Origin of the sequence: Xanthomonas codiaei (assembly GCF_002939785.1) — a bacterium.
In the GTDB taxonomy this organism is placed as follows: domain Bacteria; phylum Pseudomonadota; class Gammaproteobacteria; order Xanthomonadales; family Xanthomonadaceae; genus Xanthomonas; species Xanthomonas codiaei.
This window is the reverse complement of sequence record NZ_MDEC01000008.1, coordinates 65,240-88,209: the sequence shown is the minus strand read 5'-3', so window position 1 is coordinate 88,209 and position 22,970 is coordinate 65,240. Positions and strand designations below refer to the sequence as shown.

17 protein-coding genes and 1 tRNA gene are annotated in these 22,970 nt (G+C 65.5%); 1 reads left to right on the top strand and 17 read right to left on the bottom strand.

The genetic code is table 11. The features are described from left to right. Positions 1–43: 43 nt before the first annotated feature. Positions 44–988 carry a LysR family transcriptional regulator gene (locus XcodCFBP4690_RS07930; protein WP_104540443.1) on the bottom strand — a complete coding sequence of 315 codons (945 nt, stop codon included), beginning with the start codon at positions 986–988 and terminating at the stop codon, positions 44–46. Positions 989–1,124: 136 nt separating this feature from the next. On the opposite strand from XcodCFBP4690_RS07930, the gene XcodCFBP4690_RS07925 reads away from it, so the two are divergent. Beyond that, complete coding sequence (locus XcodCFBP4690_RS07925) at positions 1,125–1,826, top strand: pirin family protein (RefSeq protein ID WP_104540442.1); 702 nt, start codon at positions 1,125–1,127, stop codon at positions 1,824–1,826. A 362-nt stretch (positions 1,827–2,188) separates the two neighbouring features. Here the strand turns inward: XcodCFBP4690_RS07925 and XcodCFBP4690_RS07920 are convergent, their stop codons facing one another. The 16 genes from XcodCFBP4690_RS07920 to rlmE form a co-directional block, all read right to left on the bottom strand. Continuing rightward, a complete protein-coding gene (locus XcodCFBP4690_RS07920; RefSeq protein ID WP_208622711.1) occupies positions 2,189–4,141 on the bottom strand; it encodes a methyl-accepting chemotaxis protein in 1,953 nt (650 codons plus the stop codon). A gap of 450 nt (positions 4,142–4,591) precedes the next feature. Beyond that, positions 4,592–4,684, bottom strand: a tRNA-Ser gene (locus XcodCFBP4690_RS07915). A gap of 84 nt (positions 4,685–4,768) precedes the next feature. Then, on the bottom strand, positions 4,769–4,981 hold the full coding sequence (gene csrA / locus XcodCFBP4690_RS07910; protein WP_003481884.1) for a carbon storage regulator CsrA: 213 nt from the start codon (positions 4,979–4,981) through the stop codon (positions 4,769–4,771). A 138-nt stretch (positions 4,982–5,119) separates the two neighbouring features. Next, the gene (gene alaS, locus XcodCFBP4690_RS07905) at positions 5,120–7,768 is read right to left on the bottom strand and encodes an alanine--tRNA ligase (protein WP_104540441.1); all 2,649 of its coding nucleotides are present in this window, start codon (positions 7,766–7,768) and stop codon (positions 5,120–5,122) included. Positions 7,769–7,869: 101 nt separating this feature from the next. Then, entirely contained in the window at positions 7,870–8,358 is a 489-nt protein-coding gene (gene recX, locus XcodCFBP4690_RS07900; protein ID WP_104540440.1) for a recombination regulator RecX, read from the bottom strand. 252 nt (positions 8,359–8,610) lie between these two features. Further along, positions 8,611–9,645: a recombinase RecA gene (recA, locus tag XcodCFBP4690_RS07895; RefSeq protein ID WP_104540439.1), complete on the bottom strand. Its 1,035-nt coding sequence runs from the start codon at positions 9,643–9,645 to the stop codon at positions 8,611–8,613. A gap of 172 nt (positions 9,646–9,817) precedes the next feature. Then, positions 9,818–10,459 (bottom strand): transcriptional repressor LexA, encoded by a 642-nt coding sequence (gene lexA, locus XcodCFBP4690_RS07890; RefSeq protein ID WP_104540438.1) that lies wholly within the window; start codon positions 10,457–10,459, stop codon positions 9,818–9,820. A gap of 83 nt (positions 10,460–10,542) precedes the next feature. Further along, positions 10,543–12,219 (bottom strand): 2-polyprenylphenol 6-hydroxylase, encoded by a 1,677-nt coding sequence (gene ubiB / locus XcodCFBP4690_RS07885; RefSeq protein WP_104540496.1) that lies wholly within the window; start codon positions 12,217–12,219, stop codon positions 10,543–10,545. 426 nt (positions 12,220–12,645) lie between these two features. Beyond that, positions 12,646–15,195, bottom strand: coding sequence for a TonB-dependent receptor (locus XcodCFBP4690_RS07880; protein ID WP_104540437.1), 2,550 nt, complete (start codon positions 15,193–15,195; stop codon positions 12,646–12,648). Positions 15,196–15,432: 237 nt separating this feature from the next. Next, on the bottom strand, positions 15,433–15,933 hold the full coding sequence (locus XcodCFBP4690_RS07875) for a CinA family protein (protein WP_104540436.1): 501 nt from the start codon (positions 15,931–15,933) through the stop codon (positions 15,433–15,435). A gap of 452 nt (positions 15,934–16,385) precedes the next feature. Beyond that, positions 16,386–17,705, bottom strand: coding sequence for a ribosome rescue GTPase HflX (hflX, locus tag XcodCFBP4690_RS07870; protein ID WP_104540435.1), 1,320 nt, complete (start codon positions 17,703–17,705; stop codon positions 16,386–16,388). 11 nt (positions 17,706–17,716) lie between these two features. Beyond that, positions 17,717–17,995, bottom strand: coding sequence for an RNA chaperone Hfq (gene hfq / locus XcodCFBP4690_RS07865; protein WP_005915027.1), 279 nt, complete (start codon positions 17,993–17,995; stop codon positions 17,717–17,719). Between the two features lie 77 nt (positions 17,996–18,072). Beyond that, entirely contained in the window at positions 18,073–19,056 is a 984-nt protein-coding gene (miaA, locus tag XcodCFBP4690_RS07860) for a tRNA (adenosine(37)-N6)-dimethylallyltransferase MiaA (protein ID WP_104540434.1), read from the bottom strand. Then, on the bottom strand, positions 19,056–19,958 hold the full coding sequence (gene folP / locus XcodCFBP4690_RS07855) for a dihydropteroate synthase (RefSeq protein WP_104540433.1): 903 nt from the start codon (positions 19,956–19,958) through the stop codon (positions 19,056–19,058). The genes miaA and folP overlap by 1 nt, the downstream gene beginning before the upstream one ends. A 345-nt stretch (positions 19,959–20,303) precedes the next feature. Then, positions 20,304–22,244, bottom strand: a complete 1,941-nt coding sequence (gene ftsH, locus XcodCFBP4690_RS07850; protein ID WP_167394516.1) for an ATP-dependent zinc metalloprotease FtsH — start codon at positions 22,242–22,244, stop codon at positions 20,304–20,306. Positions 22,245–22,304: 60 nt separating this feature from the next. Continuing rightward, the gene (gene rlmE, locus XcodCFBP4690_RS07845) at positions 22,305–22,937 is read right to left on the bottom strand and encodes a 23S rRNA (uridine(2552)-2'-O)-methyltransferase RlmE (RefSeq protein WP_104540431.1); all 633 of its coding nucleotides are present in this window, start codon (positions 22,935–22,937) and stop codon (positions 22,305–22,307) included. Between the last annotated feature and the right edge of the window lie 33 nt (positions 22,938–22,970).

Here is a 22,970-nt window from a genome sequence, read left to right as displayed (position 1 = left end):
CGGGGATCCTGCGCGACGGCAAGCAGGCATTATCCGCGCTTGCCTAACCGCGCGACTGCCCGGCGGCAACGGAACGATACGTTTCAGCCAGCGACTGCGACCAGCGCTCGAACAGCCCCGGGCGACGCAGCGCCTGGCGCCACCAGTTCAGGGCCTCGCCCTCCTCGCCCGGCCGCCACGCCAGGTAGAAGGTTTCATCGGCCTTGCCTGTCTCCACCGGCACCTCCTGCAGGCGCCCATCCTGTAATGCGCCGCGCGCATAGGGCTCGGGCAGGAAGCCATAGCCCACACCGGCCAGCTGCAGCAGCAGCTTGGTGTGCATGTCGGGCACGGTCAGCACATCGCGCCCGGACAACAGGCCCACGGTGCGCGGCAGCAACCGCCGTGCCGAATCGGCCACCGCGATCGCCCGGTGATCGGCCAGCTCGGCCGGCCCCGGCAGGTTGGCGCCCGCCAGCGGATGGCTGGACGCCACCGCGAACACGAACCGCACGCTGCCGATCGGTTCGGCGACATAGCCGCCACCGCTTGGCCCCTCGCCTGCCGCCACGATCAGGTCCACCCGCCGGTCCAGCAAGGCCTCCCAACCGCCTGACAGTGATTCGCTCAGCACCCGCAGCCGCGTGCTGTCGGCCACCTGGTAGAACGCCAGGATCTGCACCTGCAGCAGCGCCGCAGGCAGGATCGCATCCAGCCCGATCGCAAAGTCCGATTCCCAACCCGAGGCCACCCGCCGCACCCGCACTTCCAGCTCCTGCGCCGCACGCAGCAGGTGGCGGCCTTCGCGCAGCAGTTCGCGCCCGGCCTGGGTGGGGGTCGCCTTCGGCCCGAAGCGCTCGAACAGCTGCACGCCCAAATCCTCTTCCAGCTTGCCCACCGTGTAGGAGATGGTCGAGGGCACCTTGAACAACACCTTGGCGGCGCCGGCAAATGACCCACGGCGGTCGATCGCATCCAGGATCTGCAACGCGTCCAGGCTGATTTTCATTGTTCGATTTTTTCGATGATAGTGGCCAAATCTACTCGCTTTTTCTTCCTTACGCAGAGGCGGAGACTACGCATCAAGCCGCTGGCACACCGATTCACACCCCGGCGCCAATTCGAATCTACCAAGGAGAAGCAGCATGTTGAATGTCCGCAAGAGCGAAACCCGTGGCCGCGCCGAGCATGGCTGGCTGTCCTCGCGCCATACCTTCTCCTTCGCCAGTTACCACGACCCGCGCCACATGGGCATCGGCCCGCTGCGGGTGATCAACGAAGACAAGGTGACCCCGGGCGAAGGCTTCGGCACCCACGCCCACCGCGACATGGAGATCATTTCCTACGTCCTGGGCGGCGCGCTGGAACACAAGGACAGCATGGGCACCGGGTCGGTTCTGCACTACGGCGATGTGCAGCGCATGAGCGCCGGCAGCGGCGTCACCCACAGCGAGTTCAATCATTCGGCCAGCGAGCCGGTGCACTTCCTGCAGATCTGGGTGATGCCCGAACGCGCCGGGATCGAGCCGAGCTACGAAGAAAAGCACTTCGATACCGACAGCAAGCGCAACCAGCTGCGCCTGATCGCCTCGCCGGGCGGTGACGATGGCTCGCTGCGCCTGCATCAGGATGCACGGCTGTATGCGTCGATCCTCGATGGCGACGTCCGCTTGCAGCAACCGCTGGCGGAAGGCCGCATCGGCTACGTGCAAGTGGCCCGCGGCAGCCTCACCATCAACGGGCAGGCGTTGTCTGCCGGCGATGCGGTGCAGGTCATCGGCGAACCGGAGATCATCCTGGCCGACGCCCGCGATGCCGAAGTGCTGGTGTTCGATCTGCCCAAGTAACCGGACAGACGCGCACACTCCCCTTGCCGACAGCTGAGGGACGCAGAGAACGAGCGGCGCCTTGCTTCGGTGAGGCGCCGTCTTTTTGTCTTACGCAGGCACCGGCCTGCCTGGCCGTTTGCGGTTGCGCTGATCTGCAGCCATCGCCCGCGCCCGGCATTGGCAGTGGCGATGCGGCGACGGCGTGAGCTGGATGTACCGGGAAGGCGACCGATCGCCCAAGTCCTGCAGGCAGGCCGAACGGATGGAGTGAAGCCTCGATTCGTCCATGCCGGCTTATAGGCCATGGGCCTGTCTTTGCGCACTGCTGGGGCGCCGTGTCGGTGACGCGACGCCTAGGCCGAGGCCGAGACCGCTCAGCGTCATGCAGCCTGTGGGCGGACCCGCTGCGCCGCGGCGTCCGCACTGACGGCTTGCGGCACGGCGCCCTCGGCATCGCCGTTGACCAGCGCGAACAACGCATCGGCATCGGCCTCCAGCACGCGCGCCGAACGCGCCAGGTCGTCCACCATCTGCGCCTGGTCGCGCGCCTGCACGCCGATCGATTGCAAGGCAGTGTTGGCGGTGGAAATATCCTGCGCCTGCTCATGGCTGGCAGCGGCAATCTGCTCCACCGTCGCGGTGACGCGCAGCACCGATGTCACCAGATCCTGCATCACCACACCGGCCTGCTCGGCCAGCCGCGAGCCGTCGCCCACCTGGTCGGTCGCATTGTCGATCAACGAGCGGATCTCCCTGGCCGACACGCTGCAGCGCTGCGCCAGGCTGCGCACTTCAGTGGCCACGACCGCAAACCCGCGCCCCTGTTCGCCGGCACGCGCGGCCTCCACGGCCGCATTGAGCGCCAGGATATTGGTCTGGAAGGCGATGCCGTCGATGACCTCGATGATCTGCCCGATCCGGTCGGTGGCCGAGCGAATGCCGGCGGTGGTCTGCACCACTCCGGCGATGACATCGGCGCCGCGTCGTGCCACTGCCGCAGACTCTTCGGCCATGCGCTGCGCCGAGCCGGCGTTCTCGGAGTTGGTGCGCACGGTGGCCGCCAGCTGATCGATGGTGCTGGAGGTCTGCGCCACCGCGCCGGACTGCGCAGACGCGCGTTTGACCAGTTCCTGGTTGCTGACGGAAATATGGTGCGATTCGCGTTGCACGTTCTGCGCAATGCTCATGGTCTGCCGCATGAGGTCGCGCATGCGCTCGGCTGAGCGCACCTGATCGGTCACATCGGTAGCGTACTTGACCACCTTGTACGGCCGCCCGGAGACATCCAGGATCGGGTTATAGGACGCCTGGATCCACACCGGGCTGCCATCCTTGCGCAGGCGGCGGTAACGCCCAGCGTCGAACTGGCCACGCGCCAGTTTCGCCCAGAAATGCCGGTAGTCTTCGGACGCGCGAAAGGCCGCATCGACAAAGATCCCATGATGCTGACCGATCGCCTCCTCCGGCGTATAGCCCAGGATCGCCAGGAAGTTGTCGTTGGCAGTCAGCACCCGGCCATCCAGATCGAACTCGATCACCCCCATCACCTTGTCGATGGCCTGGATGCGACCATCCGCATCGGCCGATTCGATCACCTGACGGGTCACGTCGGTGGCGTACTTGACCACCTTGTACGGCCGCCCGTGCTCGTCGAGCACCGGGTTGTAGGAGGCCTGGATCCAGACGTCCTGGCCATTCTTGCCGACGCGCTTGTAGCGGCCGGCGTCGAACGCGCCGCGCCCGAGCGATTCCCAGAACGCGCGATACGCCGCCGACTGACGCGTGGCCGCATCCACGAACATGCCATGGTGCCTGCCGCGGATCTCGTCCAGCCGGTATCCCATGACCTGCAGGAAATTCTGGTTGGCATCGAGCACCGTGCCATCGAGCGAGAACTCGATCACGGCCATCACCTTGTCGATCGCGTCGATCCGCCCTTCGAAATCGGCGGTCTGGCGCACCTGCTCGGTGATGTCGGTGGCGTACTTCACCACGCGATACGCCTTGCCTGAACGATCGAGCAAGGGGTTGTAGGAGGCATTGATCCAGACCTCGCGCCCGCGCTTGTCCAGCCGGCAGAAGCGCCCGGCATTGAAGTCGCCGCGCCGCAACGCGTCCCAGAACTGGCGATAGCTCTCGCTGTCGCGGTCGTTTGGGGTGACGAAGATGCGGTGATGCTGGCCGACCACCTCCTCCAGCCGGTATCCCATCAAGGACAGGAAGTTCTGGTTCGCATCCAGGATGCGCCCCTCCAGATCGAATTCGATCACCGCCATCACCCGGTCCACCGCATTGGCCTTGTGCTGCAGGCCGCGACTTGAGGAAGAGAACAAGCGTCCAAGCAGCGGTAGGCGCATCACGTCGAAATCCGAGATATGGGTCACGTCCTTAGCGACACATCTGCACAGAACTTGACCCTGTTCGCCCAACGCATCAGTGCGTGATTCAGACCCGCTTCTCACGACGCGCGAAGTTCATGCTCCCGCCGCATCGCACTGAACGAATACGACGATGGCGCAGAGCAGATGGCTTATCGCACGCCGGGCTGCCCGTCGCCGGCCGCATCTGCCTGCGACAAATACGCGGCCAGGTTGGACCGTTGCATCGCGTCCAGACACTGTTCGTCGTTTGATCAGCGCGCGAGAACGCAGCAACGCCGCCTCATCCGGACGCACTGGCAGCTCTTCCGAAATCAGGTAGCTGCCGACGGCATTCCGAATCGAACAACAAACACCTGAAATGAAAACGCCCACAAATCATTGATTTGCGGGCGTCTAGAACACTGGCGGAGCGAGAGGGATTCGAACCCTCGATAGAGCTTTTGACCCTATACTCCCTTAGCAGGGGAGCCCCTTCAGCCACTCGGGCATCGCTCCAGTTTTTTGCGTCCTGCCGCGATGTCCGTGGCAGGCCGCGAAGAATACCGGGTAAGAGGGGCTAACGTAAACCCTTTATGACAATCAATTCGAAGAATCGTCGCCGTGATGCGCGCCGGAAGCCACCGGCTCGTCCCCACGCTGGATGCGCTGGTAAATTTCTTCGCGGTGCACAGCAACATCCTTCGGTGCGGTGATGCCAATACGCACCTGATTACCCTTGACGCCGAGCACGGTAACAGTGACCGAGTCGCCGATCATCAAGGTTTCGCCTACCCGGCGAGTGAGGATCAACATTTTGCAAATCTCCTGGAACCGGTGGGTTTCCCACCAGCATCGACGGCCTCCTGAGTGAGACGCGCCCTAGGTAAGGGAATAGACCAGAAATGGTAGCGGGACATCCTGCTAGCCAGCAAGGCATAGCAGGACAAGTGTTCAGCCCAAGTGTTGCTTGACCCAGGAGGGCACACCGTCGAGAGCGGTCGCAAGGGCGGGCCCGTCCTCGCCACCACCCTGGGCGAGATCCGGACGGCCACCGCCCTTGCCCCCGATCTGACTGGCGATATGGCCGAGGAGTTCCCCCGCCTTCACCTTGCCAGTTGGGCTCCCATTCACGCCGGCAACCAGGGCGACCTTGCCCGCCGATGCACCGGCCAGCACGATCACCGAGTCGCCAAGCTGCTGCTTCAGGCGGTCCATCGCTTCGCGCAAGGCCTTTGCATCGAATCCTTCCAGACGCACGGCAATGACCTTGACCCCGGCCACATCGACCGCACCGGCGCCGAGATCGGCAGTCGCGCCGGAGGCCAACTTGGCCTTCAGCGATTCCAGCTCACGCTCCAGGCGTTTCTGACGCTCGGTCAGCGCACGCACCTTGTCGACCACTTCGCCGGCATTGCCGCCCAGCAGGCCGGCTGCCTCGGACAAACGCCGCTCCTGGTCGGCAACGTAATCCAGTGCACCCTGCCCGGTCACCGCTTCGATGCGACGCACGCCCGAGGACACGCCGCCTTCGGAAGTGATCTTGAACAGACCGATATCGCCGGTGCGGCTCACATGCGTGCCGCCACACAGCTCGGTCGAATAACCGCCCATCTTCAGCACGCGCACGCGCTCGCCGTATTTCTCGCCGAACAGCGCCATCGCACCGAAATCCAGTGCTTCCTGCATGGCCATGTTGTGCACTTCGACGCTATGGTTGGTGCGCACCTCGGCATTGACCTTGCCTTCGATCACCGCCAGTTCGTCGGCCGTGATCGGCTGGAAATGCGAGAAGTCGAAACGCAGCCGGTCCGGCGCCACCAACGAACCCTTCTGCTGCACATGCGTGCCCAGCACCTCACGCAACGCGGCATGCAGCAGGTGCGTTGCCGAGTGATTGAGGATGGTCTTGCCGCGCCGCTGTACATCGATGCCGCCCGCCAGCACATCGCCCAGCGCAAGCGCGCCTTCGGTGATGCGCCCCACGTGACCATGGAATTGGCCGGCGAACTTCTGGGTGTCGGTGACGTCGATCGACACATCGGTATTGCTCAACTGTCCGCTGTCGCCGACCTGACCGCCGGACTCGGCGTAGAACGGCGTGCGATCGGTGAACACGATGACCTCGTCGCCGGACTCGGCACGCTCGACCGGACGGCCCTGTTTGAGCAGGGCGACGACCTTGAGCGTGTCGGCGTCATGCGCCTCGTAACCCAGGAAGACGGTCGGCGACATGGTGGCGACCAGGTCGGCCGGCAACGCGACGCCGCCGCCGAACTTGCCTGCGGCACGGGCGGTTTCACGCTGGCGCTCCATGGCGAATTCGAAGCCCTCCATATCCACGCGCATGCCGCGTTCGCGCGCGATATCGGCGGTCAGATCAACCGGAAACCCATAGGTATCGTAGAGACGGAACGCATCTTCACCCGGAATGACGTCCTGCGACCGCGTGGCCACGTCGTCGAAGATCTTCATGCCGGCGTCCAGCGTCTCGGCAAAGCGCTCCTCCTCGGCCACCAGGGCGCGGGAGACGGTGTCCTTGGCCACCACCAGTTCGGGATAGGCTTCGCCCATCAGCTCGACCAGGGTGGGCACCATCTTGCTGAAGAACGGCTGGCGCACGCCCAGCATCCAGCCATGCCGCAGCGCACGCCGGATGATCCGGCGCAGCACGTAGCCTCGCCCTTCGTTGGACGGCAGCACGCCATCGACGATCAGGAACGAACAGGCGCGGATGTGATCGGCGATGACCCGCAGCGACTTGTTTTCCAGATCGCTGACGCCGGTCAGCGCACTGGCCTTGCCGATCAGGGTCTGGAACAGGTCGATTTCATAGTTGGTGTGGACGTGCTGCAGGATCGCGGCCAGCCGCTCCAGCCCCATGCCGGTATCCACGCACGGCGCCGGCAACGGCACCAGGGTGCCGTCGGGCTGGCGGTCGAACTGCATGAAGACCAGGTTCCAGATCTCGATGAAACGGTCGCCATCTTCGTCCGGAGAGCCCGGCGGGCCACCAGCGATGTGGTCGCCATGATCGAAGAAGATCTCGGTGCAGGGGCCGCAGGGGCCGGTGTCGGCCATCTGCCAGAAGTTGTCCGAGGCGTACGGCGCGCCCTTGTTGTCGCCGATGCGCACGATGCGGCTTTCGGGAATGCCGATCATGTCACGCCACAGCGCGAAGGCTTCTTCGTCGGTGTGGTAGACGGTGACCAGCAGGCGGTCGGCCGGCAGCTTCCAGACCTGGGTCAGCAGCTCCCAGGCCCAGGCGATGGCGTCCTTCTTGAAGTAATCGCCGAACGACCAGTTGCCCAGCATCTCGAAGAAGGTGTGGTGACGCGCGGTGTAACCCACCGAATCCAGGTCGTTGTGCTTGCCGCCGGCACGCAGGCAGCGCTGCACGTCTGCGGCTCGCACATAGCTGCGCTTCTCTGCGCCAAGAAAGACGTCCTTGAACTGGACCATGCCGGAATTGGTGAACAGCAGGGTCGGGTCGTTGCCCGGCACCAACGGTGCGGAGGGCACGATGGTGTGACCCTTGCCCTCGAAAAACGCAAGGAAGTCGCTACGGATCTGGGAAGTGCTGAATTTGGCAGGTGCGTTCATGTGCTGGCATTGGGCGGGCGGCAGTCCCGGTCACCCAATGAGATGTGGGCGCAGATGAGCGGAACAACCTGAAACCACGAAGGGTAGCAGGCCTGACGCCCTCAGTCCTCAAGGTCGAAGCGCGTGGCGCTGCGAATGCTGTTGCCGTCGAAACCCCGCCGGGCCAGCAGATCGGCGGCCTTGCGCCGCTGAGGCAGATCCACCGGTCCCTGCTCGCCGAACCGGCGGCGGACCAGCTCGCGCGCATTTTCGGTCCAATCGCCCTCAAACGTCGCCATTGCGGCGCTGATGGCCTCGCTGTCCAGGCCATGGGTACCGAGTTCGGCACGGATATGCAATGGGCCGTAGCCCGAATTTGCCTTATTCCGCACCACTGAAGCGGCAAACCGGGCGTCGTCCTGCCACCCCTCGCCGGCCAGGCGATCAACGGCCGCCTGCGCGGCGTCCGGCTCGATCCCGCGCGCCAGCAGCTTGCGATTCAATTCCTTGCGAGAGTGCTCGCGCCGCACCAGTAGCCCCAGTGCGCGTTGGACCGGCGTCTGCTCCTTGAACCGGCGGCCCCGCTTGGGTGCGGGCTCTTGCTCGTCCATCGTGACGTATCCCTCGATTGCTGCATCAATGCGCCGTCCCTGGCGCCTGCCCTCCTGGCCCTCGATAGATCTACCGCGGGACGCGACGGCACTGACTCCGCCGTTCCCGCGATAGAAAAACCTGAAACGACCTCACGCACTGCATCGGTAAGAAGCAGAGCGGCCGAGGCTGCCACACCGCCCTGGAGAGCAACGCGCCGCAGCCTGCCGGTCGCGCCAGCCGTCGCCAGCGTGCCCGGTCACCGATACCGCTTATTCCTTCTCGGCGTCGTCGCCTTCTTCGCGCGGCGCTTCGGCGGGCTGGAACTTCTCGCGCAATTCGGCCTCGAGCTTGGCTGCCACCTGCGGGTTGTCGCGCAGATAGCCACGCGCGTTGTCCTTGCCCTGACCGATACGCTCGTCGCCGTAGCTGTACCAGGCACCAGCCTTGTCAACCAGCTTGGCTTCCACGCCCATATCGATCAGCTCGCCTTCGCGGCTGATGCCTTCGCCGTAGAGGATCTCGGTGACGACCTGCTTGAACGGAGGCGCCAGCTTGTTCTTGACCACCTTGATCTTGGTCTGGTTGCCGATGATCTCGTCGCCCTTCTTGATCGCGCCGATGCGACGGATATCCAGGCGGACCGAGGCGTAGAACTTCAGTGCGTTGCCGCCGGTGGTCACTTCCGGGCTCTGGCCCGGCATCATGACGCCGATCTTCATGCGCAACTGGTTGATGAACACCACCAAGGTGTTGGAGCGCTTGATGTTGCCGGTGAGCTTGCGCAGCGCCTGGCTCATCAGGCGGGCCTGCAGGCCCGGCAGCTGGTCGCCCATCTCGCCTTCGATTTCCGCCTTTGGCGTCAACGCGGCGACCGAGTCGACCACCACGATATCGACCGAACCAGAGCGCACCAGCATGTCGGCGATTTCCAACGCCTGCTCACCGGTATCGGGCTGGGACAGCAGCAGATCGTCGACATTGACGCCCAACTTGGCGGCGTAGATCGGATCCAGCGCGTGCTCGGCGTCGATGAAGGCCGCGGTACCCCCCTTCTTCTGGCATTCGGCAATCGCCTGCAGGGTCAAGGTGGTCTTGCCCGAAGATTCCGGGCCATAGATTTCCACCACCCGGCCCTTCGGCAGACCGCCGATCCCCAGTGCGATGTCCAACATCAGCGAGCCGGTCGGAATGACTTCGACCGCCTCGATCACACGGTCGCCCATGCGCATCACCGAACCCTTGCCGAATTGCTTTTCGATCTGGCTCAGTGCGGCGGAAAGGGCGCGCTTCTTGTTCTCATCCATCTGGGTGATCCTTGTCAGTGATTTCGGTGTGGAGCCAATGTAGCGGTGGTGTATCGCACAGGCTGAGACTGCAGGCGACACACTCAGAGTAACGATGCGATCCGTTCCCAGGCAGCGGAAAAGACTGCAATGCCGGCTGGGAAAACGACCAGCGCAGGCATCGGTACAGCGCTCAGCGATTGGGTCTCAGCAGCCCGCAATACAGGCCCTCGATGGCGAAGTCCTGATCTGGCTGCACTTCGATCGGGGCATAGTCGGGATTGCGCGGCAACAGCCGGATCCGGTCCTTGCCGATCTTCAATAGCTTGACCGTGATTTCTTCATCGATCCGGGCCACCACGATCTGCCCGGAGCGCGCATCGCGGGTGCGGTGCACACCGATCAGGTCGCCGTTGAAGATGCCTTCGTCGCGCATGGAATCGCCCTGCACCTTGAGCAGATAGTCCGGCGATGGCGAGAAGAACACCCGATCCAGCACCACGAAGTCGTCCGAGCCGATGTCGGCACCGATCGGCAGGCCGGCCGCCACGCGCCCCAGCACCGGCAACCGCAGCACGTCCTCGCGCGGCGGTGCGCTCACCGCCGGCATGCGCGCCACCGCGCCCTGCCCGGCCAGGCGAATGCCGCGCGCCTGCCCCGGTACACGGCGGATCGCGCCGGCCTGCTCCAGGGCCTCGAGGTGATACTGCGCCGCGCGTACGCCCTTGAAACCGAACGCACGGGCGATTTCGGTCTGCGAGGGCGGGACGCCATCGGCGTCGATGCGCTCGGCGATCAAGGCAAGGATGGCGTGCTGGGTATCGGTCAGGTCCATGGTTAGTAGTATTACTACTAACCGCGCAGTGTGCAATCCCCTCCCGGCCCGCTCAGCCGAGCAGCACGTGTCGATGGCCCCGGCTAGCGCCGACTGCGCCAGATCGAAAACAGGATCCAGATGCCGCACAGTCCGGCGCCGATGAAGCCGCCCACGCCCAGGCCAAGCAGCCAGCGACTTGCGCTGCCACCGACGCTGTTCATCACGATGGACGAGCCGATCACCAGCGCGGCAGTCACGATCCCCATGGTGAGCCGGTTGGCGGCGCGATCCACCTGCTCGCCGAATTCGCGCAGGGCGCGCGTCTCCACATGCAATTGCAGCTTGCCGCGACGCGCCGCCTGGATCAGGCGCTTGAGATCGCGCGGCAGGTCGCCGATCAGGTCGATCGCGCCAGTCACGGTACGGCGGCTGCGCCGCAGCATGGCACTGGGCGCATAGCGTTGCAGCACCACGCGTTCGAGATACGGCCGCGCTTCGGTGGCCATGTCGAAGTCCGGGTCGAGCTGGCGTCCCATGCCTTCAAGAGTAAGAAACGCCTTGATCATCAGCGCCAGATCCGACGGCAGCGTGAGCCCATGGTCGCGCAGGATGGCGGTGACATCGCCGAGCATCGCACCGATGCGCAGTTCCTTCAGCGGCACGCCGCGGTATTCGTAGACGAATGCGCCGATGTCCTGCTGCAGGCGCGCCTCGTCGATATCCAGACTGGTGCCGGCCCACTCCAGTAGCACATCGATGACCGCGTCGGCGTCGTAGCTCACCATGCCGTGCAGCAACTGCGCCACCTGGAAACGGCGCTGCTCGGACACCCGGCCGACCATGCCGAAATCGATGATGGCGATACGACCGTCGCGCAGATAGAAAATATTTCCCGGGTGCGGGTCGGCGTGGAAACAGCCGTCCTGCAAGACCATCTTGAGCACGATGCCGGCGCCGGCGCGCGCCAATGCCTGGCGATCCAGGCCTGCGGCATCCACCGCCGGCATGTCGCGGCCGGGAATGCCATCGATGAATTCCTGCACGTTGAGCGCATCGCAGGTCCACTCCCAATACACCGCCGGCACCACCACCTGCGCATCGTTGGCGAAATTGGCGGCGATGCGCTCGGCGTTGCGGCCCTCGGCAGCGAAATCCAGCTCGCGCCGCAGCGAGACGGTGAATTGCTGCACCACTTCGGCCGGGCGATAGCGCTTGAGGTCCGGAGCACGGGTTTCGACGATGTCGGCCAGCCGCGCGAGCAGGCGCAGATCCGCGTCGATGGTGTCGCCGATGCCGGGGCGGCGGATCTTCAGCACCACCGGCGTGCCGTCGGCCAGCCAGGCACGATGGGTCTGCGCCAGCGAGGCAGCCGCCAGAGGCTGCTCGTCCAGCCGGGCGAACACGCCCTCCGGTTCCGCGCCCAGCGCGGCCACCAGTTGCGGCCGGATCTGGTCGAACGGCAAGGCCGGCACCGCGTTCTGCAGTTCGCTGAGCTCTTCGATCCAGTCCGGCGGCAGCAGGTCCACGCGCGTGGCCAGCACCTGCCCCAGCTTGACGAAGGTGGGGCCGAGTTCCTCCAGCGCGCGGCGCACGCGCAGCGCGGCCGACATGCGCAGGCGGCCTTCGACGTTGTTCCAGTGCAGCAACCTGCCGGCGCGATCGAGCACATCGGCCAGCCCGATGCGGCGCACCACATCGCCAAAGCCATAGCGAATCAGGACGGATGCGATTTCCTGCAGGCGCCCCAGATCCCGCACCGTGCCAAGCGCTTCCCACATCAGCGCACCGCCTGCTGCGACGCACACACCCGGGACTGCGGGGCGCTCGGCTGCACGGCCCGCATGCGCCCGGCAATCAGCCGGCACCGCCGCGAGATGCCATGAGCGAACCGCCGCATCCGGACAGATGCGCACGCATCGCGCAGGCGCAAGACCGGGCCATGACGGTCGTCCGTTTGCGCCATCGCAGCCTGGACAGGCGATGCAGACCAACCGATCCGCGCACCTGGCCGCTCATGCAGAACAGGAGGCGGCAAGGCGTCGGGCACTGCAGCAGGAAACGAAAACATCGGCACGCAGCGTTGGCAATGAGACCTTGTTTGTAGCCGATCCATCCGCCAATGTCGCGCCCCGGACCGATCGGTACTCAGCGCGCAGTGGGCTGCATGCTGGCGCCGTGCCGTTGCACGCAGGTGGCAGCACGGCTCAGTAGCGCAAGCGCAACGTCAGCCCGTAGGTACGCGGCGCACCCAGGAATGCATTCCACGAGCCGGCCTGCAACGGCGTGTCGATGACGATCTGCCGATAGGTCTCGTTGCCCAGATTTTCCGCCCATGCCTCCAGCAGCCAGCGTTTGTCGGTGGCCCCGATGCCCACGCGCGCGTTGAGCAAGGTGTAGCCCGGTTGTGCCTTCTGCGGATCAAGATCCGAACCGGCGTTGTATTCGGAGGTGTATTTGGCGCCGATATTGACACGGCCGGTCAATCGGCTGCCTATCGCGTGTTCGTAGGTCGCCGACAGGTTGGCCGACCAACGCGGCGCAAAACTCAGGCGACTGCCTGGCAACAGTGCAAGCTCCGCATCCGGCAGCGGGTCGTTGCCATAGGTGGTGTCCGCATAGCTGAGCCCGCCTTGCAGCATCAGCCCGGGAAGTGCGCCCTGCCACAGAACCTCGGTGTCGATGCCCCGCGACACCACGGTGGGAATGGAGCGCACCACGAAGCTGGTGCCGAGGAAGTTGTTGAGCTGGAAATCGCTGAAGTCCTGGTAGAACAGCGTCGCGTTCAACAACAGGTTGCCGCCCAGCCAGGTGCTCTTGGCGCCGAGCTCATAGCTGTCGACGAACTCGCCCGGGAACGAGGTGTCGTCCACCGGCACGATGCCCTGCACACCGCTGGACAGGCCATCGGACGATTGCACGCGATCCAGGTTGAATCCACCGGCCTTGTAGCCACGCGCTGCCGAGACGTATGTCATCAGCGCCTCGTTCCAGCGATACGCCAGCTTGGCGGTGCCGGACCACTCGCGCTCGGTACGGCGCTGCTCGGTCAGGCGACCGGCGTGAGCGATGTTGGCCCAGGGCAGACAGGTGAAACCGATGACTTGCGGTGCGATGGCCGGCACGGCGGCCGCAGGTACGCCACGCGAGGTGAGCGCCGCGCCGATGCGCCGCACGGCCGCCGGGTCGACCTGCCCCTTCGGAGAAAAGTAGCGGGCGCAGGCAGGGCTGCCATCGGGGTTGGCGAAGGCCGATCGCAGCGCCTTGTGTTCGTAGGTGTAGCGCAGGCCGACCACCACATCCAGCGCGTCGGTAGCGTGCCAGGTGTTGTTGGTGAACAGCGCCGCGCTGGTACCGTCCTGACGGAAACGGTCCTGGCTGCCCTGGCCGCGAAACAGGCTTCCCGTCGGCAGCCCGGTGACGTCGGCGAGAAAACGCGGCGCATCGGCACGTGCGGTCAAGGCCGGATTGATGCGCGCCAGCAGCACGCTGGAGAGATACGGTTCGTACGCGTCACCGAAGCGGTAGGACTCGTTGCGATGCAGGGTTTCATCGGCATAGAACGCGCCCACCAGCCAGTCCACGCGTTCGGTGGAACCGGCAAAGCGCAGTTCCTGGCTGAAGGTCCTGAACTTCGTGAGCATTTCATCCTCGCGCGCGTCGCGATACAAGATGTCGGCCGCGCCATAGTCGAAGTCCAGGCCGTTGACCGACTTCCAGTCGCGTAGTGCGGTGATCGAGGTCAGCACCGCATCTTCGAGCCAGGGCGTGGTCCAATCGACTTGCGCCGACACTCCCTTGTCGTGAATGTCCTGCGCCGTGCTGCGGTTGCTGTAGGCACGCCGGCGTTGCGGCTCGGCACGCGGACTCGTACCCTGCCCGCCCGGCGCCAGCGCATCGATCAGGGCGGCGGTGGGGCCACGCTCGGTGGTCACGGTGCCGCAGCAGTTTTCCTTGCGGCTGGTGGCATCGGCGGCAAGGTTGATCTGCAGATCGGCGCTCGGCTCCCACAACAACTGCACGCGTGCGGTGCGCAGGTTCTGGTCGCCGTCATCGGTGGCCGTGCGCGGGCCGGCGCCGGTCACCACCTGTTCGAAGCCGTCGCGCTGCCGTCTGGCGGCATAGGCACGCAACGCAGCGCTGTCGCTCAGGGCGTCGTTGAACGCAGCGGCCACTCCCAGCGCGCCGAAGTTGCCGGCCGTGACCTCGGCATCGGCGCTGCGGGTGAAACTGGGCCGGCGCGTGACCACGTTGATGACGCCGGCCGAGGTATTTTTGCCGAACACCGTGCCTTGCGGCCCCTTCAGCACCTCGATGCGTTCCAGCTCGCCCAGATCGGCGAAGCCCACGCCATTGCGCGCACGCGCGACACCATCGATGACTACACCCACCGACGATTCCAGCCCGGCGTTGTCGCCCACCGTGCCGATCCCGCGAATGCGCGCGGTGGTCTGCGCCGCACTTTGCGAACTGGTGACGATCAGGCCAGGCACCAGTACCTGAAGTTCCTTGATGTCATGCACGCCACTGTCCTGCAGCAGCTGCTCGGGCAACACCGATACCACGACAGGGACGTTCTGTAGCGCTTCCTCGCGCTTTTGTGCGGTGACCCTGAGCGCCGCCAAGGTGGCAGGTTCGGAGGGCACCGTAGTTGACTGCTCCGCGGACGAGGCGACCTGCGCATGGAGACAAGGCGCAGGCAGCGCCATGAGCAAGGCGAGCGCCAATGCGGCGCGAGGTTGCTGCTGCAGATTCATGCGTTTCCCCCGGCGAAGGCGCGAACAAGGCAGTGCCACCGACCCTGCATGCGCACACGAAGCTCCATCATCGTTCAATTGCGCAGCGCGTCATATGCAACGAACCGAATGCGCCGTGCGCGTGGCGAACCCGACCGCGCGCCAATGCGCATGCAAACCATGCGCCGGACCGGCTCATCACAGTACGAGTCGATGTGCTTGCGACCACATCCAGCCGTCGCCAAGCAGCCGCAGCAGTTACATCTGAAGCAGCGCGCTCAACCCGTGGAGCGCAGCCACCACCGTCTGACGACGCACGGCATCACGATCGCCGTCGAACCGGAACAACTGTGCGGATGCGTAACCGCCGCGCCGCTTCCAGCCGATCCAGACCGTACCCACCGGCTTGTCCTCGCTACCGCCGCCCGGGCCGGCGATGCCGGTCACCGCCACCGCGATGCTGCCGCCGGAGGTCACCAGGGCGCCGGACACCATTTCGATCACCGTTTCCCGACTGACTGCGCCATGGACTTCCAGGGTCTGCGGACGCACCCGCAGCAGGGCCTGTTTCGCCTCATAGCTGTAGGCCACCATGCCGCAATCGAACCAGTCCGAGGAACCGGCGATATCGGTCATGGCCTTGGCGATCCAGCCACCGGTACAGCTTTCCGCGGTCACCAGACGCTCGCGCGCCGCGCGCAACTGCGCGCTCAGGGATTGGGCAAGCTGCAGCAGATCGTGATCAGTGGGAGACGTCATTGCGGGGATCAGGCATGGGCAGCGATCACTTTTATCCGAATTTGTGCGTGCTGTCTCCCCGCACCGTGCGCCCGATGATCGGCCGCACGCCTGTCGTTACCATCGGCTGGACGACGGTTGCAGATTGCCCACGCGTGCCCACGATGCGCGGCCACCGCTGATTTGCCGCAGCAGGTGGCATGGCATGCAGCTGCACGCTGTGCATGCATCACCGCTCCACGATCGGCTGCTCGCTGCCTGGCGTCGATGGCGTTTCCTGACGCGCACCGCATCGCCTTCGAGCTTGCGCAGGGCAGCGCGGTGGCAGGCCATGTCGCTGGCGATCGCCCCGCCCTTGCGTGGTGAAGCACACGACCGGCCGGATGCGGCGTGCGTTCCACCACACCCGGCACAGCAGGCCATTGGTTGGCCGGTTGCTGTCCACCGCCCGGCAGGCCGGACGGGCGCGGGGATCAGGTTTCCCAGTCTTCGCGGCGATCCGGCAACATCGCCCGCAGGGGCGCACCGTCGTCGCCGGCGGCCAGACGCTCGGCCTCGACCATCGGCAGATCGACCTCGAGCAGCCAGCCGTCTTCGTCGACCTGCTCGCCGCGTACCACTTCCAGCTGATGCAGCTTGGAGCGCAGGCGGCCGGCCGAGGGCGGCAGCCGCAGTTGCCCGGTCACATGGCGCAGATCCAGGCGCTGGCCGAGCGCGTGTTGCAGTTCTTCCAGCCCGCGGCCATCGCGCGCGGAAATCCATACGCGCTCGCGGCGCGCCGGATCGGGAATGCCGTCCTGGGCGTCGTGGCGCACTTGCGCACCTTCGATCCTGTCGATCTTGTTGAACACCAGCAGCTGCGGCAGATCGCCGGCACCTACGGCATGCAACACCTCGTCCACCTGCAGGATGCGTTCTTCGCGCAGCGGGTCGGCGGCGTCGACGATATGCAGCAGCAGATCGGCCTCGCGCGCCTCGGACAGGGTCGAACGGAACGCGGCCACCAGTTCGTGCGGCAGATCGCGCACGAAGCCGACCGTATCGGCCAGGATCGCGCTGCCTCCCGGCAAGGCGATGCGCCGCACGGTGGGATCGAGCGTGGCGAACAACTGGTCGGCCGCGTACGCATCGGCGCCGGTCAACGCATTGAACAGCGTGGACTTGCCGGCATTGGTATAGCCAACCAGCGCAATGCGCGGCAGCTCGCTGCGCAGCCGCGCGCGGCGCATCTGGTTGCGCTGCACCTCGACCTTTTCCAGCCGTTTCTGCAACTGCTCCACCCGCTTCTGCAGCAGACGGCGGTCGGTTTCCAGCTGGGTTTCGCCAGGGCCGCGCAGGCCGATCGCACCGCCGCGCTGGCGCTCGAGGTGGGTCCAGCCGCGCACCAGCCGGGTGGCCATATGCCGCAGCTGCGCCAGTTCCACCTGCAACTTGCCTTCGTGGCTGCGCGCACGCTGCGCGAAGATGTCCAGGATCAGCCCGGTGCGGTCGATCACGCGCCGCTCCAGATAGCGCTCCAGGTTGCGTTCCTGGCCGGGCGACAAGGTGTGGTTGACCAGCACCAGATCCGCGCCGGTGGCCTCGGCGGCCGCCTTGACCTCTTCCAGCTTGCCACTGCCGATCAGGGTCGACGGGCTGGGTTTGTCGATGCGCGCGGTGAGCGTCGCCGCCACCGTGGCGCCCGCCGACTTTGCGAGGTCGGCGAACTCCTCCAGCACATCTTCTTCGGCAGGCCCACCGGAGTGGGTCTGAATCAACAACGCGTGTTCACCCTTGCGTGAGCGATCAAACACGCACTACTCCATTACTGCTCGACGTCGTCATCTTCCGCCTGATTGCCTTCATTGGATTGCACATACCCGCCACCCGGCCCCACACGCACGTTGCGCGCCGGCACGACCGTGGAAATGGCGTGCTTGTAGACCATCTGACTCACGGTGTTGCGCAGCAGGACCACGAACTGGTCGAACGACTCGATCGTGCCCTGCAGCTTGATGCCGTTGACCAGATACACAGACACCGGCACCCGCTCGCGCCGCAGCGCATTGAGGAACGGGTCCTGTAAAGATTGCCCCTTAGCCATCGAAAACTCCTGTTCATTATTGTTCTTATTGTCCCGGTCGACACCTGCCATCCCCAGCCGGTCCCGGAAACGGGATGTTACACGCCTGAAGCCTGCCGTACAGGGGGACAATGGGCGAGGAAGCCGACAAGTGCGTCCTCCAATTGATGTCGGTCACGCTCCGGGTCGAACCAGCGCGCGTCGAGCTCGCCACGCAGCCAGGTGAGCTGCCGCTTGGCCAGTTGCCGGGTCGCCTGCACCGCCTTGTCGCCAAACTCCGCCAGGCTGCCGGCGCCGTCCAGATACTCCCAGGCCTGGCGGTAGCCCACCGCGCGCACTGCCGGCAGATCCAGCGGTGCGGCCACCGCACGCATCTGCGGCAGCGCCCGCAACGCTTCCACTTCGCCGAGAAAACCCTGCGCCAGCATCTGCTCCAGCCGCTGCGCAATCCGCGCATGCAGTACCGCCCGCTCGCGCGGGGCCAGAATCAGCTTCAGCACCCGCACCGGCAACCGTGGCGGCGCCGGCAGGCTCTGCCAGTAGCTGAGCGGCCGGCCGCTGATGCGATGCACCTCCAGTGCGCGCTGGATGCGTTGCGGGTCGGTGGCATGAATGCGCGCCGCGGCAACAGGATCGATCCGTGCCAGCTGCGCATGCAGGGCGGCCCATCCGAGCTGCTCGGCCTGCGCTGCAATCGCCGCGCGCACCGCCGGATCGGCCTGGGGCAATTGCGACAGGCCCTCCAGCAGCGCGCGGAAATACAGCCCGGTGCCGCCAGCCAGGATCGGCAGCTTGCCGCGCGCAAGGATGTCGTCGATCGCGCGCCGCGCATCGCTGGCGAACTCGGCGGCCGAATAGGTCTGCCAGGGATCGCGCAGATCGATCAGATGGTGCGGCACCGCCGCGCGCATTGCCGCGTCCGGCTTGGCCGCACCGATATCCAGCCCGCGATAGACCAGCGCCGAATCGACGCTGACGATCTCGCCATTCCAGCGCTGCGCCGCCTCCACCGCCAGCGCGGTCTTGCCGCTGGCGGTAGGGCCCATCAGCGCGATCGCCAGCGGGCGGCGGTCCGCTGGCATCAGTCCTCGTCCGGCCAGCGGATCGTCGGCGCAGCCGGCGCTGTCACCCGTGGCACCGGGATCGCAGCGACCGCGCTCCAGACCTTCAGCGCGTCCACGGTCGCGGCCACGTCATGCACGCGCAACACCAGCGCGCCGTGCTGGGCGGCGATCAGATGCGCGGCCACCGAACCGTGTACCCGCTCGGCGGCCACTTCGCGGCCGGTCACCTCACCGATGCTGCGCTTGCGCGATAGCCCCGCCAGCACCGGCAAACCGAACTCCTGCAGGCGCTGCAGTTGCGCCAGCACGGTGAGATTGTGTGCGGTGGTCTTGTCGAAACCGAAGCCGGGGTCGAGCAGCAGCCGACGCTTGTCGATCCCTGCCATTTCCGCGGCGAAGATGCGCTCGGCGAGGAAACGATGCACCTCCCCCACCACGTCGTCGTAGTGCGGGGCCTGCTCCATCGCATGCGGCGCGTTGCGCGCATGCATCAACACCACCGGCACCTGCAACTCTGCCACCGCCTGCAATGCGCCCGGCGACCGCAGCGCATGCACATCGTTGATCATGCCGGCACCAGCCGCGACGGCCGCCCGCATGACCTCCGGTTTGAACGTATCGACGCTGATCGGCGCCGTCGTCTGATGCGCCAGCGCCTGGATCACCGGAATCACGCGCTGCAGCTCCTCGTCCAGCGACACTGGCGCTGCTCCGGGACGGGTGGATTCGCCGCCGATATCCAGTACCGCCGCGCCCTGCTCCACCAACCGCAGGCCATGGGCGATTGCCGCATCGCAAGTCGCGTGCTGGCCGCCGTCGGAGAACGAGTCGGGCGTGACATTGACGATGCCCATCACCTGCGGCGCATCCAGTCGCAGGCTGCGACCGGCGCAATCCAGTTTGAGGGCGGTGTCGAACATCGGGAAGCTCCTGCATCGGTGGTACGAGGTCATGGGCACGCCGCTCTTGCATGAGCGTACTGCAGCGATGGCGACGGCAACGGCCGCCGTGTCGTGTCATCGCAGCCGGCCAGCGCTGCGGCGGGCGGCCAGCGTGTCGGCCATTGTCGCGCAGCGCGTGGCATCTGGCATCTTGCGCAACCGCGCGTGCCTATCCGGTTACCACAGCCTGCGCACCACCAACACGGTATGCGTATTGCCGCCCTTCCCGCAGACGTTCCCACATTGCCTGACGCTGCAACGCATCGGGGCCAGGAATCGCTTCCTGGCCCCGACGCTTGTTACGTCACGCTGGTCAGCGGCAGCTTATAGCTGCTCGGCGGGACCTGCGATCGGCGGCAACGGACGCGGGCTGCCCTTGTCGTTGTTGTTGCCACCGTCCTTGTCCGACTTGCCCCAACCGGCCGGCGGCGGCGGGTCGCGGCCTTCCATGATGGCGTCGATCTGCGGCACGTCGATGGTTTCGTACTCCAGCAGCAGCTTGGCCATCACATGCAGCTTGTCGATGTTCTCGGTCAGGATGGTCTTGGCGCGGTTGTAGGCACCATCCAGGATGTCGCGCACCACATCGTCGATCTTGCGTGCGGTTTCATCGGACACGCTCTTGTGCTGCGTCACCGAACGCCCCAGGAATACCTCGTCCTCTTCCTCGCCATAGGCGATCGGACCGAGCTCATCGGACAAGCCCCACTTGGTGACCATGTTGCGTGCCATCTTGGTGGCGCGCTCGATGTCGTTGGAGGCGCCCGTGGTCACCTTGTCCGCGCCGAAGATCAGCTCTTCGGCAACGCGTCCGCCGTACAGCGTGGCCAGACGGCTATGCAGGCTCTCGCGGGTGGAGCTGTAGCGATCGCCCTCGGGCAGGAACTGGGTGACGCCCAGCGCACGCCCGCGCGGGATGATGGTCACCTTGTAGACCGGATCGTGATCCGGGACCAGGCGGCCGATGATGGCGTGGCCGGCTTCGTGATAGGCGGTGTTGGTCTTTTCTTCTTCGCTCATCGCCATCGAACGACGCTCGGCGCCCATCAGGATCTTGTCGCGTGCGCGATCGAAATGATCCATCCGCACTTCCTTGACCGCCTCGCGCGCGGCGAACAGCGCCGCCTCGTTGCAGAGATTGGCCAGGTCCGCACCCGAGAAGCCAGGCGTCCCACGCGCAATGAACATCGGCGCCACGTCGTCGGCCAGCGGCAGCTTGCGCATGTGCACGCGCAGGATCTGCTCGCGTCCCTTGACGTCCGGCAGGCCCACCACGACCTGGCGGTCGAAGCGGCCCGGACGCAGCAGCGCCGGGTCCAGCACGTCCGGACGGTTGGTCGCGGCGATCACGATCACGCCTTCGCCACCCTCGAAGCCGTCCATTTCGACCAGCAACTGGTTCAGGGTCTGCTCGCGCTCGTCATGACCGCCGCCCAGGCCGGCACCGCGGTGACGGCCCACCGCATCGATTTCGTCGATGAAGATGATGCAAGGCGCATGTTTCTTGGCCTGCTCGAACATGTCGCGCACGCGGCTGGCGCCGACGCCGACGAACATTTCCACGAAATCCGAACCGGAAATGCTGAAGAACGGCACCTTGGCCTCGCCGGCGATCGCCTTGGCGAGCAAGGTCTTGCCGGTACCCGGCGGACCTACCATCAGCACGCCGCGCGGGATCTTGCCGCCCAGCTTGGTGAACTTGGTCGGGTCACGCAGGAATTCGACCAGCTCGCCCACTTCTTCCTTGGCCTCGTCGCAGCCGGCGACGTCGGCGAAGGTGATCTTGACCTGGTCCTCGCCCTGCAGCTTGGCGCGCGACTTGCCAAAGCTCATCGCGCCCTTGGCGCCGCCACCGCCGCCCTGCATCTGGCGCATGATGAACAGCCAGAAGCCGATGATCAGGATGACCGGCAGGAAATTCAGCACCAGCGACCAGAACCCGGGGCCGGTCGAGGGCTTCTGCCGGGTCATTTCGATGTTCTTGCTGTAGAGCACGTCGACCAGCTTGTCGTCGCGCGGACCGTAGACGGTGGCTTCGCTGCCGTCGGTGCGCTTGAAGCGGATCGCGTTGACGGCCAGGTTGGTCTCGTCGGTGTAATCCACCGACTTGACGCGCCCGGAATCCACTTCCTTCAGGAACTGGGTATAGGTGATCGAGTCGACACCGACACCGCCCGCCATCCGCGGCGAGAAGCTCTGGAAGACGACCATCAGCACAACCGCGACGACCACCCACAGCAGCAGATTCTTGGTCAAGTCGTTCATCCTCATTGGCTCCGGTGCCCTCTACTCTTTAATTCTTGAAACACGGTGGTCACTGCCAGCTTACTTGATCTGGACACGCTTGCCCTGACCGAGTGCATAAACTTCCGGGGAGCGCTTGCGCGAGGCCGCCGGCTTGCGGATCGTCACCTTGTCATAGCGGCGGCGAAGCTCGCGAATGTAGTCGTCGGACCCCACACCCTGGAACAGCTTGATCAGGAACGCCCCACCCGGTTTGAGGTGGGAGTCGGCAAAGTCCATCGCCAGTTCCGCCAGGTGCATCATCCGCGGTTGGTCGACCGCATCCATGCCACTCTTATTGGGGGCCATATCCGACAGCACAAGGTCCACCGGCACATCGCCCAGCAGCGCTTCGAACTGCGATAGGACGGCTTGCTCCCTGAAGTCGCCGTGAAGGAACTCCACGCCGGCCAGGGCGGGCATCTCCAGGATGTCCAAGGCCACCACCCGGCCGCTGTCGCCCATGGACTTGCGCACCTGCTGCGACCAGCCGCCCGGCGCGGCGCCGAGGTCCACCACGACCATGCCGGGCTTGAGCAGGCGGTCGCGCTGCAGCAACTCCTCCAGCTTGTAGGCCGCGCGCGAGCGCATGCCCTCGGCCTGGGCCTTCTTGACGTAAGGGTCGGCGAAATGTTCCTTGAGCCAGCGCTGGCTGCTTTTACTGCGGGAAGGCATTGGCAAAGGGGTCCGAACGGGCCGCCATGATAC

Bases quoted from the DNA above. Each gene is read 5' to 3' on its own strand.
- ftsH (WP_167394516.1), bottom strand. From the start codon at position 22,244: ATGAACGACTTGACCAAGAATCTGCTGCTGTGGGTGGTCGTCGCGGTT.
- XcodCFBP4690_RS07880 (WP_104540437.1), bottom strand. From the start codon at position 15,195: ATGAATCTGCAGCAGCAACCTCGCGCCGCATTGGCGCTCGCCTTGCTC.
- miaA (WP_104540434.1), bottom strand. From the start codon at position 19,056: ATGCCAGCGGACCGCCGCCCGCTGGCGATCGCGCTGATGGGCCCTACC.
- XcodCFBP4690_RS07925 (WP_104540442.1), top strand. From the start codon at position 1,125: ATGTTGAATGTCCGCAAGAGCGAAACCCGTGGCCGCGCCGAGCATGGC.
- lexA (WP_104540438.1), bottom strand. From the start codon at position 10,459: ATGGACCTGACCGATACCCAGCACGCCATCCTTGCCTTGATCGCCGAG.
- recX (WP_104540440.1), bottom strand. From the start codon at position 8,358: ATGGACGAGCAAGAGCCCGCACCCAAGCGGGGCCGCCGGTTCAAGGAG.
- alaS (WP_104540441.1), bottom strand. From the start codon at position 7,768: ATGAACGCACCTGCCAAATTCAGCACTTCCCAGATCCGTAGCGACTTC.
- rlmE (WP_104540431.1), bottom strand. From the start codon at position 22,937: ATGCCTTCCCGCAGTAAAAGCAGCCAGCGCTGGCTCAAGGAACATTTC.
- XcodCFBP4690_RS07875 (WP_104540436.1), bottom strand. From the start codon at position 15,933: ATGACGTCTCCCACTGATCACGATCTGCTGCAGCTTGCCCAATCCCTG.
- ubiB (WP_104540496.1), bottom strand. From the start codon at position 12,219: ATGTGGGAAGCGCTTGGCACGGTGCGGGATCTGGGGCGCCTGCAGGAA.
- folP (WP_104540433.1), bottom strand. From the start codon at position 19,958: ATGTTCGACACCGCCCTCAAACTGGATTGCGCCGGTCGCAGCCTGCGA.
- csrA (WP_003481884.1), bottom strand. From the start codon at position 4,981: ATGTTGATCCTCACTCGCCGGGTAGGCGAAACCTTGATGATCGGCGAC.
- XcodCFBP4690_RS07930 (WP_104540443.1), bottom strand. From the start codon at position 988: ATGAAAATCAGCCTGGACGCGTTGCAGATCCTGGATGCGATCGACCGC.
- recA (WP_104540439.1), bottom strand. From the start codon at position 9,645: ATGGATGAGAACAAGAAGCGCGCCCTTTCCGCCGCACTGAGCCAGATC.
- hfq (WP_005915027.1), bottom strand. From the start codon at position 17,995: ATGGCTAAGGGGCAATCTTTACAGGACCCGTTCCTCAATGCGCTGCGG.